We start from the raw sequence: 16,191 nt of genomic DNA, 5'->3' as shown, positions 1-16,191 counted from the left end.
AAGTTGGCAGCATCACCCAAAATCCGTCGAGAACAGAAAGAAATCTCCAGGCATTTAAAACCTGCTAAAAGTATATCTGCAACAGTCAAAAACGGCGGAAGATTGTGAGAGCTTATATGTGTGATTCATTCTCATTGTTTCAATATACTGCCTCAACATGAACAAAGAAATTCAGCATCAACTATATTGGGAATTACTCTATGAATCGTATGGTGCTAAGGGTCTGACGCCTCTGCCTGGTGATGTGGAAGCTGCAGGCAATTTTAAAATATCTGCTCGTTGTTTAGTGAACTTGTCAATCATTACCCAAGTGATATTGATTATCAGCACTCGTGCTGGATCACGGCACTTCTGGAAATAAAACTTAATGAGGTAAATGATTGTCAGATGTATTCGAGAACTGCCCATCGCTGATAGCCAGTATCAATGTCAAATCAGGTTCTGATCTCCTAATCGTGCTCTCGCGATCAGTTTTCATAGAAACAGTATCCTTTATGCTCGGAAAGGCATATACCCCTAAAGCAGCTCAGGTTTATCTGGCTGAGGCTATGACGCGAAACCATTAGGGAATCTAAAAAAAGTAAAGACTGTGTGATTTGTGAGCTTGATTGAATGCACTGAGAGCTCACGCCGCTGGCGATATTGCTTAAACACAACCGGCAAATAGATCGATAGTCCCCACGGAGGAACGAGGGCATATGCCAGCTTACGTTGTTCGGGAACTTCTGCTTAGTGCCAGGAGCGGACATTTTGTCTCTCGATTCAGGCGGCCAAATTCAGTAAACCACTTCATACTCACTGATCAGCCGCGATGTGTGCGCTGTGTTGCCGTTATTGCAATCACATCCTAAGAAGATTTCTGAGAAACGCAATTAACTTCAATGATATTATATACAAAGGAAACGCTGGGAAACCGGGGTAAAGTTTGGGTGTCACAAAGCCCCGAACCGTTTCGCGGTGCATCACATAGCAATCACCTATCCCTGAGGTAACTATATGGACTTTACGGAATATCAAGAAGAAATAATCGAAGATGTTAAATCTTGCCTTGAAAACTTACAAGTCCAACCCATTTTATTCATGGGTGCAGGTATTTCACAACGATATATAAAAGCGCCTGACTGGGAAGGTCTATTAAAGCAACTAGCGGAAATATGCCCCTTGATCAAACGCCCTTATGGTTACTACAGCCAAACAAAGGGTGATAACAAACCTTTGATTGCTAGCGATTTTTGTGACTTCTATGCTGAATGGGCTTGGGATGATGGCAAGGATCGCTATCCAGAGACATACTTTGAAGGAACGACTCCAAAAGATATTTATATTAAGCATGAAATTGCATCCATTCTGAATGAATTATCAAACTCCGTTGATTTCTCGAACATGGAATATACAGAGGAAGTTCAGAAATTAAGGAAAGTAAAACCTCATGCAATAATCACAACAAATTATGACGACACATTAGAAAAAATATTTGACAATTATCAGGCAATAGTTGGTCATAACGTTGTTAAAGTGAATTATTCATCTTATGGCGAAATCATGAAAATTCATGGTAGCAGTCATGAAGTTGAAAGTATTGTTATTACAAATGAAGATTATGTTGATTTCTATAAACGTAAGAAATATATCAGTGCTAAGTTGCTAACATATTTTGCTGAACACCCCTTGTTTTTCTTTGGGTACAGTATCAATGATGAAAACATAAAGGCAATTCTCTCTGATATAGATGAAATCATCGCTCCCAATAATGCATTGATTCCAAATATTTATCTTGTCTCCTTCAGTAAGGACTGTGAGGCCACTGGTTCTCATCAAAAGGAATTGCTAATCGGTGTTGGTGAGAATAAAAGCGTTCGAATCAAGGTAATATACGCAAATAATTTTGGTTGGATTTTTGATGCGTTATCATCTAATACACCGGAAATTAGCGTTAATCCAAAACTTGTGCGTGCATTTCTAGCCAGAACGTACACATTCGCATCAGAATCCCTTGTTAAACAAGAACTTCCATACGATTTTGAGATGTTCCGCAATATTGCAGAGCATGATGATGCATTAGCAAAAATGTATGGTATCGCTGAACTCAATAATGGGCAGGCACTAAATGCTAGTTTCCCATATACAATGTCTGATCTGGCAAGGATTCTCGACATGGGATCGTGGCACTATGTTAATCAAGAATTCGAAAAATTAAGAAAACTTACCGACTTCAACATTAAAGCATCAGACAACAATTATCATGTTTTCATTAAATCTGGGAAAAGTGGTGTCGGAAAATACTCATCTGAGGCACTTGACTTATTGCGAAAATTAATAAACGGGGAACAGTTTGAGTTAAACCCATAATTAAAGATGATGCACACAATGACGTTATATTAAAGAGGCCGCTGCGAGAGACTTTTTTGCAGCAGCCTTTTCAACATACGGGCATTTCTAACAAACCAGTGATTAGACATTTTCACTGAATCTTGACATGTCTGCCTGAGTTAAATAGTTTTTTACAGTTGTTTTACGTCCGATCCTCGCTCATAGCAGACATGAATACTCTGCTAATTGGCCACTCCGGGCCTGAACGGACGAGGTACACCATCGACTCAAGCGGACAAGTTTATGGGCCACTACAGTATTTGAGATAGAGCAGTTTTTATTGACCCTCTCAGTAATCAGACGCTAAATATCCAGCCACACTTACATTTAGTTTGCCATAGAGCGTGTTATTTTGAAGTCGCTAGGCATGTTGGAACCATGCGAGGTTCTGTGGTTCTACTTTATGGTTCCTTTTTGGAACCCATAACGAAATTAATTTAAACAAAAATATTAAATATCAATACACTATAATTAAAAGCACAGGGACGCCAGCCCACCAAATAAATCAAGGGGTTACGTGAAAACGTAGCCCCTTTTTCTTTGGTTGTGGCGGCAAAATGGCGACGGATTTAACGACCCCGTATTACTCTTCTGTTTTACAATCACAGTCTTCCTTCTCCTTTTTCAATAGAGAGAAAACCATCGCCAATGTAACAAATATCTGGCTGTATTCTCTGTGCCCCGTACTGAATTGCATTAATACATTCCTGACTTAAATCCGAATTTTTTAGCCCATTGAAGGTACTCACCAAACCAAATGTTAACTATTTGTTGTTTTCGATCACAATAAGAAAACAATATGTCACTTTTGTGCGCATTTTTCAGAAATGTAGATATTTTTAGATTATGGCTACGAAATGAGCATCGCCATGTCACCCTACATCTCATAAGAGGATCGCTTCTGATGAATGCACTGACCGCCGTACACACAAACGCTGTCGATTCAGGCCAGGACTATAGCGGATTCACCCTCACCCCGTCGGCGCAATCCCCGCGTCTTCTGGAACTCACCTTCACCGAACAGACGACCAAACAGTTCCTCGAACAGGTTGCCGAATGGCCCGTGCAGGCGCTGGAGTACAAATCTTTCCTGCGTTTCCGTGTGGGCAAAATTCTTGACGACTTGTGTGCAAATCAGCTGCAACCACTGCTGTTGAAGACGCTACTAAACCGTGCTGAAGGTGCACTGCTAATCAACGCCGTGGGTGTCGATGATGTGAAGCAGGCGGACGAGATGGTGAAGCTGGCAACGGCGGTGGCGCATCTGATTGGTCGTTCCAATTTCGATGCCATGAGCGGTCAGTATTACGCGCGTTTTGTGGTGAAAAATGTCGATAACTCAGACAGCTATCTGCGTCAACCACACCGTGTGATGGAACTGCACAACGACGGCACCTACGTCGAAGAGATCACCGACTACGTGCTGATGATGAAAATCGACGAACAGAACATGCAGGGCGGAAACTCGCTGCTGCTGCATCTCGATGACTGGGAACATCTGGACCACTATTTCCGCCATCCGCTGGCGCGTCGCCCGATGCGCTTTGCCGCGCCGCCGAGTAAAAACGTCAGTAAAGATGTCTTCCATCCTGTGTTCGACGTCGATCAGCAGGGTCGCCCGGTGATGCGCTATATCGACCAGTTCGTCCAGCCAAAAGATTTTGAAGAAGGCGTGTGGTTGAGCGAGCTTTCGGACGCCATTGAAACCAGCAAAGGCATCCTGTCTGTGCCGGTTCCCGTTGGCAAATTCCTGTTGATTAACAATCTGTTCTGGCTGCACGGTCGCGACCGCTTTACCGCACATCCGGATCTGCGTCGTGAACTGATGCGCCAGCGCGGCTATTTCGCTTACGCCACTAACCACTACCAGACGCATCAGTAAACGCAAAGGAATTGAGCGGATGTATGATTTTGTGATTATTGGCGGCGGCATCATCGGCATGTCGACCGCCATGCAACTGATTGATGTTTATCCGGACGCCCGCATTGCGTTGCTGGAAAAAGAGTCCGGCCCGGCCTGTCATCAGACGGGCCACAATAGCGGCGTGATCCATGCCGGTGTCTATTACACGCCCGGCAGCCTGAAGGCGCAGTTTTGCCTGGCGGGGAACCGCGCCACCAAAGCCTTTTGCGATCAAAACGACATCCGCTACGACAACTGCGGCAAGATGCTGGTCGCCACATCCGCACTCGAAATGGAGCGGATGCGCGCGTTATGGGAACGCACAGCGGCGAACGGGATTGAACGCGAGTGGTTAAACGCCGACGAGCTGCGCGAGCGTGAACCGAATATCACCGGGCTCGGCGGTATTTTTGTGCCGTCCAGCGGCATTGTCAGCTACCGCGACGTCACGGCAGCGATGGCAAAAATCTTCCAGGCCAGAGGCGGCGAGATTATTTATAACGCCGAAGTTAGCGGCCTCAGTGAGCATAAAAACGGCGTGGTTGTCCGCACCCGTCAGGGCGGCGAGTATGAAGCGTCGACGCTGATTAGCTGTTCTGGTCTGATGGCTGACCGGCTGGTGAAAATGCTCGGCCTCGAACCGGGCTTTATCATCTGCCCGTTCCGTGGCGAGTATTTCCGCCTTGCGCCGGAGCATAATCAGATTGTTAACCACCTGATTTACCCCATTCCCGACCCGGCAATGCCCTTTTTGGGCGTTCATCTCACCCGGATGATCGACGGCAGCGTCACCGTTGGGCCAAACGCGGTGCTGGCTTTCAAACGCGAAGGCTATCGCAAGCGTGACTTCTCATTTAGCGACACGCTGGAGATTTTGGGCTCGTCGGGGATTCGCCGGGTGCTGCAAAACCATCTACGCTCAGGACTGGGCGAGATGAAAAACTCGCTGTGCAAAAGCGGCTATCTGCGGCTGGTGCAAAAGTATTGTCCCCGGCTTTCGTTAAGCGATCTCCAGCCCTGGCCCGCCGGTGTGCGGGCGCAGGCAGTATCGCCGGACGGCAAGCTGATTGACGATTTTCTGTTTGTCACCACCCCGCGCACGATCCACACCTGCAATGCGCCCTCCCCGGCAGCGACATCAGCAATTCCTATTGGTGCGCATATTGTCAGCAAGGTACAAACGCTGTTGGCAAGCCAGAGTAACCCCGGACGCACGCTGCGAGCGGCACGTAGTGTGGATGCCTTACACGCCGCATTTAATCAATAACCTTTGAAAACAGGACGTAACGATGAAACTTAACGACAGTAACTTATTCCGCCAGCAGGCGTTGATTAACGGGGAATGGCTGGACGCCAACAATGGTGAAGTCATCGACGTCACCAATCCGGCGAACGGCGACAAGCTGGGTAGCGTGCCGAAAATGGGCGCAGATGAAACCCGCGCCGCTATCGACGCCGCCAACCGCGCCCTGCCCGCCTGGCGTGCGCTCACCGCCAAAGAACGCGCCACCATTCTGCGTAACTGGTTCAATTTGATGATGGAGCATCAGGACGATTTAGCGCGCCTGATGACCCTCGAACAGGGCAAACCGCTGACTGAAGCGAAAGGCGAAATCAGCTACGCTGCCTCCTTTATTGAGTGGTTTGCCGAAGAAGGTAAACGCATTTATGGCGACACTATCCCCGGTCATCAGGCCGATAAGCGCCTGATTGTTATCAAGCAGCCGATTGGCGTGACCGCCGCCATTACCCCGTGGAACTTCCCGGCGGCGATGATTACCCGTAAAGCTGGCCCGGCGCTGGCGGCAGGCTGCACCATGGTGCTGAAACCTGCGAGTCAAACACCGTTCTCTGCGCTGGCGCTGGCGGAGCTGGCGATCCGCGCGGGCGTTCCGGCTGGCGTATTTAACGTCGTCACTGGCTCGGCGGGGGCGGTCGGTAACGAACTGACCAGCAATCCGCTGGTGCGCAAGCTGTCGTTTACCGGCTCGACCGAAATTGGCCGCCAGTTAATGGAACAGTGCGCGAAAGACATCAAAAAAGTGTCGCTGGAGCTGGGCGGCAACGCACCGTTTATCGTCTTTGACGATGCCGATCTCGACAAAGCCGTGGAAGGCGCGCTGGCCTCAAAATTCCGCAACGCCGGGCAAACCTGCGTCTGCGCCAACCGCCTGTATGTGCAGGACGGCGTATATGACCGCTTTGCTGAAAAATTGCAGCAGGCGGTGAGCAAACTGCACATCGGCGACGGGCTGGAGAAAGGCGTCACCATCGGACCGCTGATTGATGAAAAAGCGGTAGCAAAAGTGGAAGAGCATATTGCCGATGCGCTGGAGAAAGGCGCGCGCGTGGTTTGCGGCGGTAAAGCGCACGAGCGCGGCGGCAACTTCTTCCAGCCGACCATCCTGGTGGACGTGCCGGCCAACGCCAAAGTGTCGAAAGAAGAGACGTTCGGCCCCCTCGCCCCGCTGTTCCGCTTTAAAGATGAAGCCGACGTGATTGCACAAGCCAATGACACCGAGTTTGGTCTTGCCGCCTATTTCTACGCCCGCGATTTAAGCCGCGTCTTCCGCGTGGGCGAGGCGCTGGAATACGGCATCGTCGGCATCAATACCGGCATTATTTCCAATGAAGTCGCCCCGTTCGGCGGAATCAAAGCCTCGGGACTGGGTCGTGAAGGGTCGAAGTATGGCATCGAAGATTACTTAGAAATCAAATATATGTGCATCGGTCTTTAACTGGAGAACGCGAATGAGCAGCAATAAAGAGTTAATGCAGCGCCGCAGTCAGGCAGTTCCTCGTGGCGTTGGGCAGATCCACCCGATTTTCGCTGACCGCGCGGAAAACTGCCGGGTGTGGGACGTTGAAGGCCGTGAGTATCTTGATTTCGCGGGCGGGATTGCGGTGCTCAACACCGGACACCTGCATCCGAAAGTGGTTGCTGCGGTGGAAGCGCAGTTGAAAAAACTGTCGCACACCTGCTTCCAGGTGCTGGCCTACGAGCCGTATCTGGAGTTGTGCGAAATAATGAATCAGAAGGTGCCGGGCGATTTTGCCAAGAAAACGCTGCTGGTTACGACCGGTTCCGAAGCGGTGGAAAACGCGGTGAAAATCGCCCGCGCCGCCACCAAACGTAGCGGCACCATCGCTTTTAGCGGCGCGTATCACGGGCGCACGCATTACACGCTGGCGCTGACCGGCAAGGTGAATCCGTACTCTGCGGGCATGGGGCTGATGCCGGGCCATATTTATCGCGCGCTTTATCCTTGCCCGCTGCACGACATAAGCGAGGATGACGCTATCGCCAGCATCCACCGGATCTTCAAAAATGACGCCGCGCCGGAAGATATCGCCGCCATCGTGATTGAGCCGGTTCAGGGCGAAGGCGGTTTCTACGCCGCGACGCCAGCCTTTATGCAGCGTTTACGCGCGCTGTGTGACGAGCACGGGATCATGCTGATTGCCGATGAAGTGCAGAGCGGCGCGGGGCGTACCGGCACGCTGTTTGCGATGGAGCAGATGGGCGTGGCACCGGATCTTACCACCTTTGCGAAATCCATCGCGGGCGGCTTCCCGCTGGCGGGTGTCACCGGGCGCGCGGAAGTGATGGATGCCGTCGCTCCAGGCGGCCTGGGCGGCACCTATGCGGGTAACCCGATAGCCTGCGTGGCGGCGCTGGAAGTGTTGAAGGTGTTTGAGCAGGAAAATCTACTGCAAAAAGCCAATGACCTGGGCCAGAAGCTGAAAGACGGATTGTTGGCAATCGCCGAAAAACACCCGGAGATCGGCGATGTTCGCGGTCTGGGAGCGATGATCGCCATCGAGCTGTTTGAAGGTGGCGATCACAGTAAACCGAACGCCAAACTCACCGCTGAGATCGTGGCGCGCGCCCGTGACAAAGGCCTGATTCTTCTCTCCTGCGGCCCGTATTACAACGTGCTGCGCATCCTTGTACCGCTCACCATTGAAGATAATCAGATCCGTCAGGGTCTGGAGATCATCGATCAGTGTTTTGATGAGGCGAAACAGTAGCACCGCACCCATGCCGGAGGCGACGCTTACGCGTCTTGTCCGGCCTACGGGAATCCAGGTCGGATAAGGCGTTTACGTCGCATCCGACAATCCGTACGTGAACAGGAATAAATCTATGTCGGCCGGATAAGGCGGAGCCGCTCTCCGGCAAAAAGAATTAATAACAATTAAACGCGTGACCCGACGCGGGAAATGTCGGGGCGCTCTCCCAAGTGACACACTTTCGAGAGGATTCAGGATGGGGCAATCATCGCAACCACATGAGCTAGGCGGCGGGCTGAAATCACGCCACGTCACCATGTTGTCTATTGCCGGTGTTATCGGCGCAAGTCTGTTTGTCGGTTCGAGCGTCGCTATCGCCGAAGCGGGTCCGGCGGTCTTACTGGCCTATCTGTTCGCCGGATTACTGGTGGTTATGATTATGCGGATGCTGGCGGAAATGGCGGTCGCCACGCCCGACACCGGTTCGTTTTCCACCTATGCCGACAAAGCCATTGGCCGCTGGGCGGGCTATACCATCGGCTGGCTGTACTGGTGGTTTTGGGTACTGGTCATTCCGCTGGAAGCCAACATCGCCGCCATGATCCTGCACTCGTGGGTTCCCGGCATTCCCATCTGGTTATTTTCTCTGGTCATCACCCTCGCCTTAACCGGCAGTAATTTATTAAGCGTTAAAAACTACGGTGAATTTGAATTCTGGCTGGCGATATGCAAAGTGATTGCCATTCTGGCGTTTATTTTCCTTGGAGCTGTAGCAATTAGCGGTTTTTACCCTTATGCCGAAGTGAGCGGTATTTCAAGATTGTGGGATAGCGGCGGCTTTATGCCGAACGGCTTTGGCGCCGTATTAAGCGCGATGCTGATCACCATGTTCTCGTTTATGGGCGCGGAAATTGTCACCATTGCCGCAGCAGAATCCGACACGCCGGATAAACATATTGTCCGCGCCACCAACTCGGTTATCTGGCGTATCTCCATTTTCTATTTGTGTTCTATTTTTGTCGTCGTGGCACTCATACCGTGGAATATGCCAGGACTGAAAACCGTGGGTTCCTACCGTTCCGTGCTGGAGCTGCTGAATATTCCACATGCAAAATTCATTATGGATTGCGTTATTTTGCTGTCAGTGACCAGTTGCCTGAACTCGGCGCTGTATACCGCGTCAAGGATGCTCTACTCCTTAAGCCGTCGCGGGGATGCGCCAGCGGTAATGGGCAAAATCAACCGTAGCAAAACCCCGTATGTGGCAGTATTACTCTCGACCGGCGCGGCGTTTTTAACGGTGGTAGTGAACTATTACGCTCCTGCGAAAGTGTTTAAATTCCTGATCGACAGCTCCGGTGCTATTGCCCTGCTGGTTTATTTAGTCATCGCCGTTTCGCAATTGCGGATGCGTAAAATCCTGCTGGCGGAAGGCGGCGAAATTCGCCTGCGCATGTGGCTTTATCCGTGGCTCACCTGGCTGGTGATTGGCTTTATTACCTTTGTATTGGTGGTGATGTTATTCCGCCCGGCGCAACAACTCGAGGTAATTTCCACCGGCTTATTAGCGATAGGGATTATCTGTACCGTGCCAATTATGGCACGCTGGAAAAAGCTGATATTGTGGCAAAAAACACCCGTTCATAATACGCGCTGATAATGTTCAGGAGTCACACCATGACCATTACGTCTCTGGATGGCTACCGCTGGTTGAAAAACGATATTATTCGCGGCAATTTTCAGCCGGATGAAAAATTACGGATGAGTTCGCTAACGTCGCGTTATGCACTCGGCGTCGGGCCGTTGCGGGAAGCCCTTTCGCAACTGGTGGCGGAACGGCTGGTCACGGTGGTGAATCAAAAAGGGTATCGGGTGGCGTCTATGTCAGAGCAAGAACTACTCGATATTTTCGACGCCCGCGCCAATATGGAAGCGATGCTGGTGAGTCTGGCAATTGCCCGTGGCAGCGATGAGTGGGAGGCTGACGTTCTCGCGAAGGCACACTTGCTCGGTAAACTTGAAGCCTCTGACGCCAGCGAGAAAATGCTTGATGAGTGGGATCAGCGCCATCAGGCATTTCATACTGCGATTGTGGCGGGCTGCGGTTCCCACTATTTACTGCAAATGCGCGAGCGTTTGTTTGATCTGGCGGCGCGCTATCGGTTCATCTGGCTGCGGCAAACGGTGCTTTCTGTAGAAATGCTGGAAGATAAACACGATCAGCACCAGACCCTGACTGCGGCGGTGCTGGCGCGAGATACGGCGCGCGCCAGTGAGTTAATGCGCCAGCATTTACTGACGCCAATTCCGATTATCCAGCAGGCGATGGCTGGCAATTAACTACTCTTCAGGAATACGCAACACCTGCCCCGGATAAATTTTATCCGGGCTTTTCAGCATCGGTTTATTCGCTTCGAAGATTTTATTGTAGAGATTGGCGTTACCGTAGACCTGTTTGGAAATGGCACTCAGGGTGTCGCCAGACTTAACAGTATAAAACTGGCTGGCAGTGGCTGGCGTCGCCGTTTTTACCTGATCATCAACACTGGCAATACCGGAAATATTCCCCACTGCAACAAGGATTTTTTCCTTCGCTTCCTGACTTAAGCCGTCACCTGTAACCGTCGCTTTACCATCGACAATCTGAATATTCACTTTATCGGCATCAGGTATACCGGTTTTGTTCAGATGTTCCTGCACCTTCTTCGCCTGATCGTCTTTATCATGCTGACCAGTAACCGCGTCCCAGAGCTTTTCTCCGGCATCTTTCACAAAATTGAACAGACCCATAATTACCTCATTCGTTAACGGAAACACTCAGAAAGTGTAGCAGAGGAACGCGGCGCGTTAACGCCGCAGGATGAGCACAGGATCAATCGCGGGTTTGCACCCAGAAAGCGTGAATTAAACCAGGGATATAGCCAAGAAGTGTCAGCAAAATATTAATAATAAATGCCCAACCAAATCCTTTCCCCAGCAGCACGCCGAGCGGTGGCAAAATGATGGTGATGACGATTCTCCAGAACCCCATATTTCCTCCCTATAAGAAAATTAATCATTGTTTAAAAAGAGATTTTATCTCTTAAGCATAGTAATTTTAGCGGAGTCTGCCCGTTTCAGCCCATGCTTTTACCCTCATTTACGCTGCTGACGCTGGTATACGTTGCATTTTTAGTTTAGAGTTTACTTAATTTAGAAAACACTTAAATAAATATGACTGAACTAGCCCAACTACAGGCCAGCGCCGAACAGGCTGCGGCCTTACTGAAAGCAATGAGTCACCCCAAACGGTTGCTGATTCTGTGCATGATTTGCGGTTCCCCCGGCACCAGCGCCGGTGAACTGGCGCGTATTACCGGACTGAGTGCCTCTGCAACGTCACAGCATCTGGCACGGATGCGTGACGAAGGGCTTATCGACAGCCAACGGGATGCCCAACGCATTCTTTATTTCATTAAAAATGAGGCGGTAAATGCCATTATCGCCACCCTGAAAAACGTCTATTGTCCGTAAGGAGTAGCAATGGCTTTAACAACAATTTCACCGCATGATGCACAAGAATTAATCTCACGCGGTGCAAAGTTAATCGATATTCGCGATGCCGATGAATATCTTCGTGAACATATTCCTGAAGCGGATCTGGCACCATTATCCGTGCTGGAACAGGCTGGTCTTCCGGAAAAATTACGTAGAGAACAAATTATATTCCACTGTCAGGCTGGAAAACGCACCAGTAATAATGCACAAAAATTAGCAGCGATTGCCGCCCCCGCAGAGATATTTTTACTGGAAGGCGGAATTGATAGCTGGAAAAAAGCGGGATTGCCGGTAGCCGAAAATAAATCACAGCCTTTACCATTAATGCGTCAGGTACAGATCACAGCTGGTGGCTTAATATTAATCGGCGTCGTATTGGGTTATGCCGTGAATAGCGCGTTCTTTTTATTAAGCGGCTTTGTCGGTGCGGGATTAATATTTGCGGGTATCAGCGGTTTTTGCGGGATGGCAAGGTTGTTAGATAAGATGCCGTGGAATCAGCGAACGTAAGAAGCGACGCCGGACGCGCCATAGTGGCGGCATCCGGCAGCAGTCATTAGATCAGGAAATCGTCGAGAGATTTACCTTCAGCCAGTGCCTGAGCGATCGGTTTCGGTGTACGACCCTGACCGGTCCAGGTTTTGACTTCACCATTAAAATCGGTGAATTGATATTTCGCCGGACGCGGCTGGCGTTTTTTACCTGCACGCGGTGCAGCAGAATTATTACTGAATAACTCTTCCGGGTTAATTCCGTCAGCCTTCATCAGCTCCAGCCAGGTGCTAATTTTCTCCTGGCGCTCTGCCAGTTCACGCTGCTGCTGTTCTTCTTCTTCACGTCTTTCTTTAGTGACAACCCTGAATTTTTCGAGCATTTCTTCAAGAACGTCAATGGAGAATTCGCGAGCCATCGCACGGAGGGTGCGAATGTTATTTAAACTTTGTAACATTACGGACATAATAAAGAAAACCTTTTAACGCCAAAACAAAAAAAGTATTTCGTCGCGTAGTGTAAGCGATCACTTATTATATTTCCACAAAATTTAATCTATTTACAGTCGCGTGCGATATTATTTCAACCGTTATTTCCAGACAAATTAATAATTATTTTCAGTTTATATATTAGCCATTTGGCTTATCATTCCAGACATTTGCGAATAATCGGGTGCTCTCTGCGCCATCATCACCGAATGTAGATTAAAGACAAGTGAATAAAAATGCATAAAAAAAGAATAAAACAAATTTTCAGCAACTGAAGTTTTATGCTGACATTAGTGGCTTCAGGTCATTAAAAATGCTAAATGAGCTCACCCCCCTACTTAAGCCGGATTGTCTACGCTTTATAGCGTTAACATCTCTTAACCGCCCCACCAGCACAGTTCAAAACAACCACGTAATGATATGATTTTAAATAAAATTATTCATGAAGGCATTTAAAAATCCATAATGTATAAAAAATACGCCATTGCGGAACATTTTATCTACAAAAACAAAATAAATAAAAATTTTTCACTAATTGATTACTAGCAACCAGCAATATACGCTATGCAAAAATGAAACAGGCAGTCTAAAGCACTGCTTCCATTTCCATTCATATCCGATTTCGCTTTTATTAAGGAGCATTAACATGTTCTCACCGCAGTCACGCTTGCGTCATGCAGTTGCAGACACGTTCGCGATGGTTGTTTATTGTACTGTCGTGAACATGTGTATTGAAGTTTTCCTCTCCGGGATGAGCTTCGAACAGTCTTTTTATTCCAGGCTAGTGGCCGTTCCGGTGAATATCTTAATTGCATGGCCATATGGCATGTACCGCGATCTGTTTATGCGCGCGGCACGCAAAGTTAGCCACTCTGGTTGGACAAAAAATCTGGCTGATATTCTGGCTTATGTGACGTTCCAGTCACCGGTATATATGGCGATCTTATTAGTGGTAGGCGCAGACTGGCACCAGATTATGGCTGCGGTCAGTTCAAACATCGTTGTTTCGATGCTGATGGGGGCGGTCTATGGCTACTTCCTTGATTACTGTCGCCGCTTGTTCAAAGTGAGCAGCTACCAGCAGGTAAAAGCCTGACCCTTCTTTTCGCGACTGGCATCGCCAGTCGCGTCTTTAACTGGCTTCGCCAAATAAGCCATGCAAATAACGTTCAAGCGCAACACGCGAACTAAAGCCATGCGGGATACCGTAATGCTCATGACGTTCACCCGCTAAATAGAGCGGAAATTGCTGGTAATGATCGCAAGTTTTAATATCGGAAGCAGGTTCAGCCAGTGTGGAACTACGTTCTTTTAATGTTGGATGAATTATCAGTGCGGTACGTCCCATTCTCGCTTCGCGGTTAACATAGACATAATGTTCCCCACGGCGGTAACCGTATGCTTTCTGGGTTACTACATCGACAGTAAAACCGACTTTCTCAAGTACGCGCGCCACCTCGTCTGGTCGTAAATACATATTTTATCCTCGTTATTATCTACTGCGCGCCTACCTTACCTGATTGCGCATTCCCAACGCTTTCAGAAAAGTCCATAAAGCCGCGATGAATCTCTGTTAAGAAAATTATGGTCTACACTGAAAATTACATCGAATTCTAATGGGGGATCATATGTTTAACAGACCGAACCGCAACGACGTCGATGATGGCGTGCAGGATATTCAGAATGATGTCAATCAATTAGCCGACAGTCTCGAATCTGTATTGAGGTCCTGGGGCAGCGACGCAAAAGGTGAAGCCGAAGCCGCACGCAGTAAAGCTCAGGCTCTACTGAAAGAAACCAGAGCGCGGATGCATGGTCGTACTCGCGTCCAGCAAGCCGCGCGCGATGCAGTTGGCTGCGCAGATTCTTTTGTTCGTGAAAGACCCTGGTGTAGCGTGGGTACAGCAGCTGCGGTAGGTATTTTTATCGGCGCGCTGTTAAGCATACGCAAATCGTAATGCAACAATGATAATAAATACGCGTCTTTGACCCCGAAGCCTGACTTCGGGGTTTTTAACTTAAGGCACCGCGTAATTGTTGTGCCACCTGCTGCGCCATGCTTTCGCTAACGATATTGGTAAACGAGAGAAGCAATCCTCCTTCCCCACTTGAGCAGATACGCCAGTCGCTAAGTGCCTGTACCGCAAGGCCAGCAGCATTGGCTTTACGCGCGTGGACAATATCGTCGCCCACCATGCTGATAACCATCTGGATGCCCCCTTTTTGTGGCACAACCTGGAATCCTTGTTGCGTAAGCGCCTGCTCAATCCACTGCCTACGCTGAGCATAGTGCTGACGCATTTTCTTCAGATGCCGCCAGAAATGCCCCTCGTGAAGAAAGTCTGCCAGTGTGTTCTGCCATAGAACAGGCACTGCACATGGCTCCCGTGACGCCTGTTGGCGGAATTGTGCAATCTGCTCCACCGGCACCACCAGCCACGCACAGCGCAATGCAGGAAATAGCGATTTGCTGAATGTTCCGGCATAAATCACCCGCTGCGGCGCGTCGAGGCTTTTCAGTGCCGGTAATGGCTTACCGTGATAACGGAATTCACTGTCGTAATCGTCTTCAATAATCCACGCCTGCGCACGCTCTGCCCACGCCAACACCTGATGCCTGCGCGCCAGAGAGAGCGCAACACCGAGCGGGCTTTGATGCGCAGGAGTTATCAGAGCAAAACGTGCATCAGGATAATTTTGCATTCCGCTTGCGACATCCAGTCCGTTGTCATCAACAGGCACAGGTAAAATTTCCACACCGTGGCGAGTAACAATCGGGCGAATCAGCGGAAAACCAGGATCTTCCATCCACATCCTGTCTCCCGGTTTCGCCAGCGCGTGCAGAATTAAGGCCATTGAGGCTGCATAACCATGAGTGATAAAGACCTGTTCTGGCTGGCATTCAATCCCGCGTGAGACGCGTAAGTAATCAACAATTGCCTCGCGCAACGCCACCTCACCACAGACATCGCCTAACGCCAAATCAAAGCGCGTCTGGGTACGAAGGCGACGCCCCATCACCCGCGCCCACAGCTCACGCGGAAAGAGATCGAGTGCGGGTAATCCCATCTGGAATGGCAGCGGTTGCTGGCTTTCACCGGCAAAGGCAAGCACATCCACAGCGGATTGTTGGGGATGTATCTGCTCACTGACAAAGGTGCCTGCCTGCCCCCGCCGTACCAGCCATCCTTGTGCCACCAGCTCAGCATAAGCATTTTCGACGGTGGATCGAGACACGCCCAGCTCCTGCGACCAGGTACGACTGGAAGGTAGCCTTGCGCCGGGTTTCAGTTCCCCTTGCTCAATAGCCGTTTTTAACTGACGGGCGATATCCTGATAGCGCGGCATATGGTCTGCTTTTTTAGGTAATTTATGGCTCTCTTTAGC

At 49.6% G+C, this 16,191-nt stretch carries 16 protein-coding genes; 11 read left to right on the top strand and 5 right to left on the bottom strand.

Annotated elements, in window-relative coordinates; genetic code table 11:
- The first annotated feature begins 996 nt into the window (after window positions 1-996).
- From A7589_RS20565 to csiR, 7 genes are all read left to right on the top strand, one after another.
- The gene (locus tag A7589_RS20565; protein ID WP_023317204.1) at window positions 997-2,349 is read left to right on the top strand and encodes an SIR2 family NAD-dependent protein deacylase; all 1,353 of its coding nucleotides are present in this window, start codon (window positions 997-999) and stop codon (window positions 2,347-2,349) included.
- A 925-nt stretch (window positions 2,350-3,274) separates the two neighbouring features.
- A complete protein-coding gene (gene glaH / locus A7589_RS20555; protein WP_010352484.1) occupies window positions 3,275-4,252 on the top strand; it encodes a glutarate dioxygenase GlaH in 978 nt (325 codons plus the stop codon).
- 19 nt (window positions 4,253-4,271) lie between these two features.
- A complete protein-coding gene (gene lhgD / locus A7589_RS20550) occupies window positions 4,272-5,540 on the top strand; it encodes an L-2-hydroxyglutarate dehydrogenase (RefSeq protein WP_000271933.1) in 1,269 nt (422 codons plus the stop codon).
- A gap of 22 nt (window positions 5,541-5,562) precedes the next feature.
- Window positions 5,563-7,011, top strand: coding sequence for an NADP-dependent succinate-semialdehyde dehydrogenase (gabD, locus tag A7589_RS20545; protein WP_000772880.1), 1,449 nt, complete (start codon window positions 5,563-5,565; stop codon window positions 7,009-7,011).
- A gap of 13 nt (window positions 7,012-7,024) precedes the next feature.
- Complete coding sequence (gene gabT, locus A7589_RS20540; protein WP_108188992.1) at window positions 7,025-8,305, top strand: 4-aminobutyrate--2-oxoglutarate transaminase; 1,281 nt, start codon at window positions 7,025-7,027, stop codon at window positions 8,303-8,305.
- 238 nt (window positions 8,306-8,543) lie between these two features.
- A complete protein-coding gene (gabP, locus tag A7589_RS20535; protein WP_016159580.1) occupies window positions 8,544-9,944 on the top strand; it encodes a GABA permease in 1,401 nt (466 codons plus the stop codon).
- A gap of 20 nt (window positions 9,945-9,964) precedes the next feature.
- Entirely contained in the window at window positions 9,965-10,627 is a 663-nt protein-coding gene (gene csiR, locus A7589_RS20530) for a DNA-binding transcriptional regulator CsiR (protein WP_000156830.1), read from the top strand.
- Here csiR and kbp read toward each other — a convergent pair whose 3' ends face one another.
- Both kbp and A7589_RS20520 read right to left on the bottom strand, forming a co-directional pair.
- Window positions 10,628-11,077 carry a potassium binding protein Kbp gene (gene kbp / locus A7589_RS20525; protein ID WP_000522418.1) on the bottom strand — a complete coding sequence of 150 codons (450 nt, stop codon included), beginning with the start codon at window positions 11,075-11,077 and terminating at the stop codon, window positions 10,628-10,630.
- 82 nt (window positions 11,078-11,159) lie between these two features.
- The gene (locus A7589_RS20520; RefSeq protein ID WP_000508177.1) at window positions 11,160-11,318 is read right to left on the bottom strand and encodes a YqaE/Pmp3 family membrane protein; all 159 of its coding nucleotides are present in this window, start codon (window positions 11,316-11,318) and stop codon (window positions 11,160-11,162) included.
- Between the two features lie 182 nt (window positions 11,319-11,500).
- Between A7589_RS20520 and A7589_RS20515 the strand changes: the two genes are divergently transcribed.
- Together A7589_RS20515 and A7589_RS20510 are read left to right on the top strand one after the other, a co-directional pair.
- Entirely contained in the window at window positions 11,501-11,800 is a 300-nt protein-coding gene (locus A7589_RS20515; RefSeq protein ID WP_000137274.1) for an ArsR/SmtB family transcription factor, read from the top strand.
- Between the two features lie 9 nt (window positions 11,801-11,809).
- Window positions 11,810-12,334 (top strand): rhodanese family protein, encoded by a 525-nt coding sequence (locus A7589_RS20510; RefSeq protein WP_001229481.1) that lies wholly within the window; start codon window positions 11,810-11,812, stop codon window positions 12,332-12,334.
- A 46-nt stretch (window positions 12,335-12,380) separates the two neighbouring features.
- On the opposite strand, the gene stpA is transcribed toward A7589_RS20510, so the two are convergent.
- Window positions 12,381-12,782, bottom strand: a complete 402-nt coding sequence (stpA, locus tag A7589_RS20505) for a DNA-binding protein StpA (protein ID WP_000115377.1) — start codon at window positions 12,780-12,782, stop codon at window positions 12,381-12,383.
- Window positions 12,783-13,450: 668 nt separating this feature from the next.
- Here stpA and alaE point away from each other — a divergent pair.
- Window positions 13,451-13,900, top strand: coding sequence for an L-alanine exporter AlaE (alaE, locus tag A7589_RS20500; RefSeq protein ID WP_000492676.1), 450 nt, complete (start codon window positions 13,451-13,453; stop codon window positions 13,898-13,900).
- A 36-nt stretch (window positions 13,901-13,936) separates the two neighbouring features.
- Here alaE and A7589_RS20495 read toward each other — a convergent pair whose 3' ends face one another.
- Window positions 13,937-14,281, bottom strand: coding sequence for a DUF2002 family protein (locus A7589_RS20495; RefSeq protein ID WP_000281310.1), 345 nt, complete (start codon window positions 14,279-14,281; stop codon window positions 13,937-13,939).
- A 151-nt stretch (window positions 14,282-14,432) separates the two neighbouring features.
- Between A7589_RS20495 and A7589_RS20490 the strand changes: the two genes are divergently transcribed.
- Window positions 14,433-14,762 carry an ElaB/YgaM/YqjD family protein gene (locus A7589_RS20490; protein WP_010352475.1) on the top strand — a complete coding sequence of 110 codons (330 nt, stop codon included), beginning with the start codon at window positions 14,433-14,435 and terminating at the stop codon, window positions 14,760-14,762.
- A gap of 55 nt (window positions 14,763-14,817) precedes the next feature.
- On the opposite strand, the gene pdxR is transcribed toward A7589_RS20490, so the two are convergent.
- On the bottom strand, window positions 14,818-16,152 hold the full coding sequence (gene pdxR / locus A7589_RS20485) for a MocR-like pyridoxine biosynthesis transcription factor PdxR (RefSeq protein WP_001138441.1): 1,335 nt from the start codon (window positions 16,150-16,152) through the stop codon (window positions 14,818-14,820).
- Between the last annotated feature and the right edge of the window lie 39 nt (window positions 16,153-16,191).

The organism is Escherichia sp. MOD1-EC6475, from assembly GCF_003046645.1.
Lineage (GTDB): Bacteria > Pseudomonadota > Gammaproteobacteria > Enterobacterales > Enterobacteriaceae > Escherichia > Escherichia ruysiae.
This window is presented reverse-complemented; position numbering and strand designations above follow the sequence as displayed.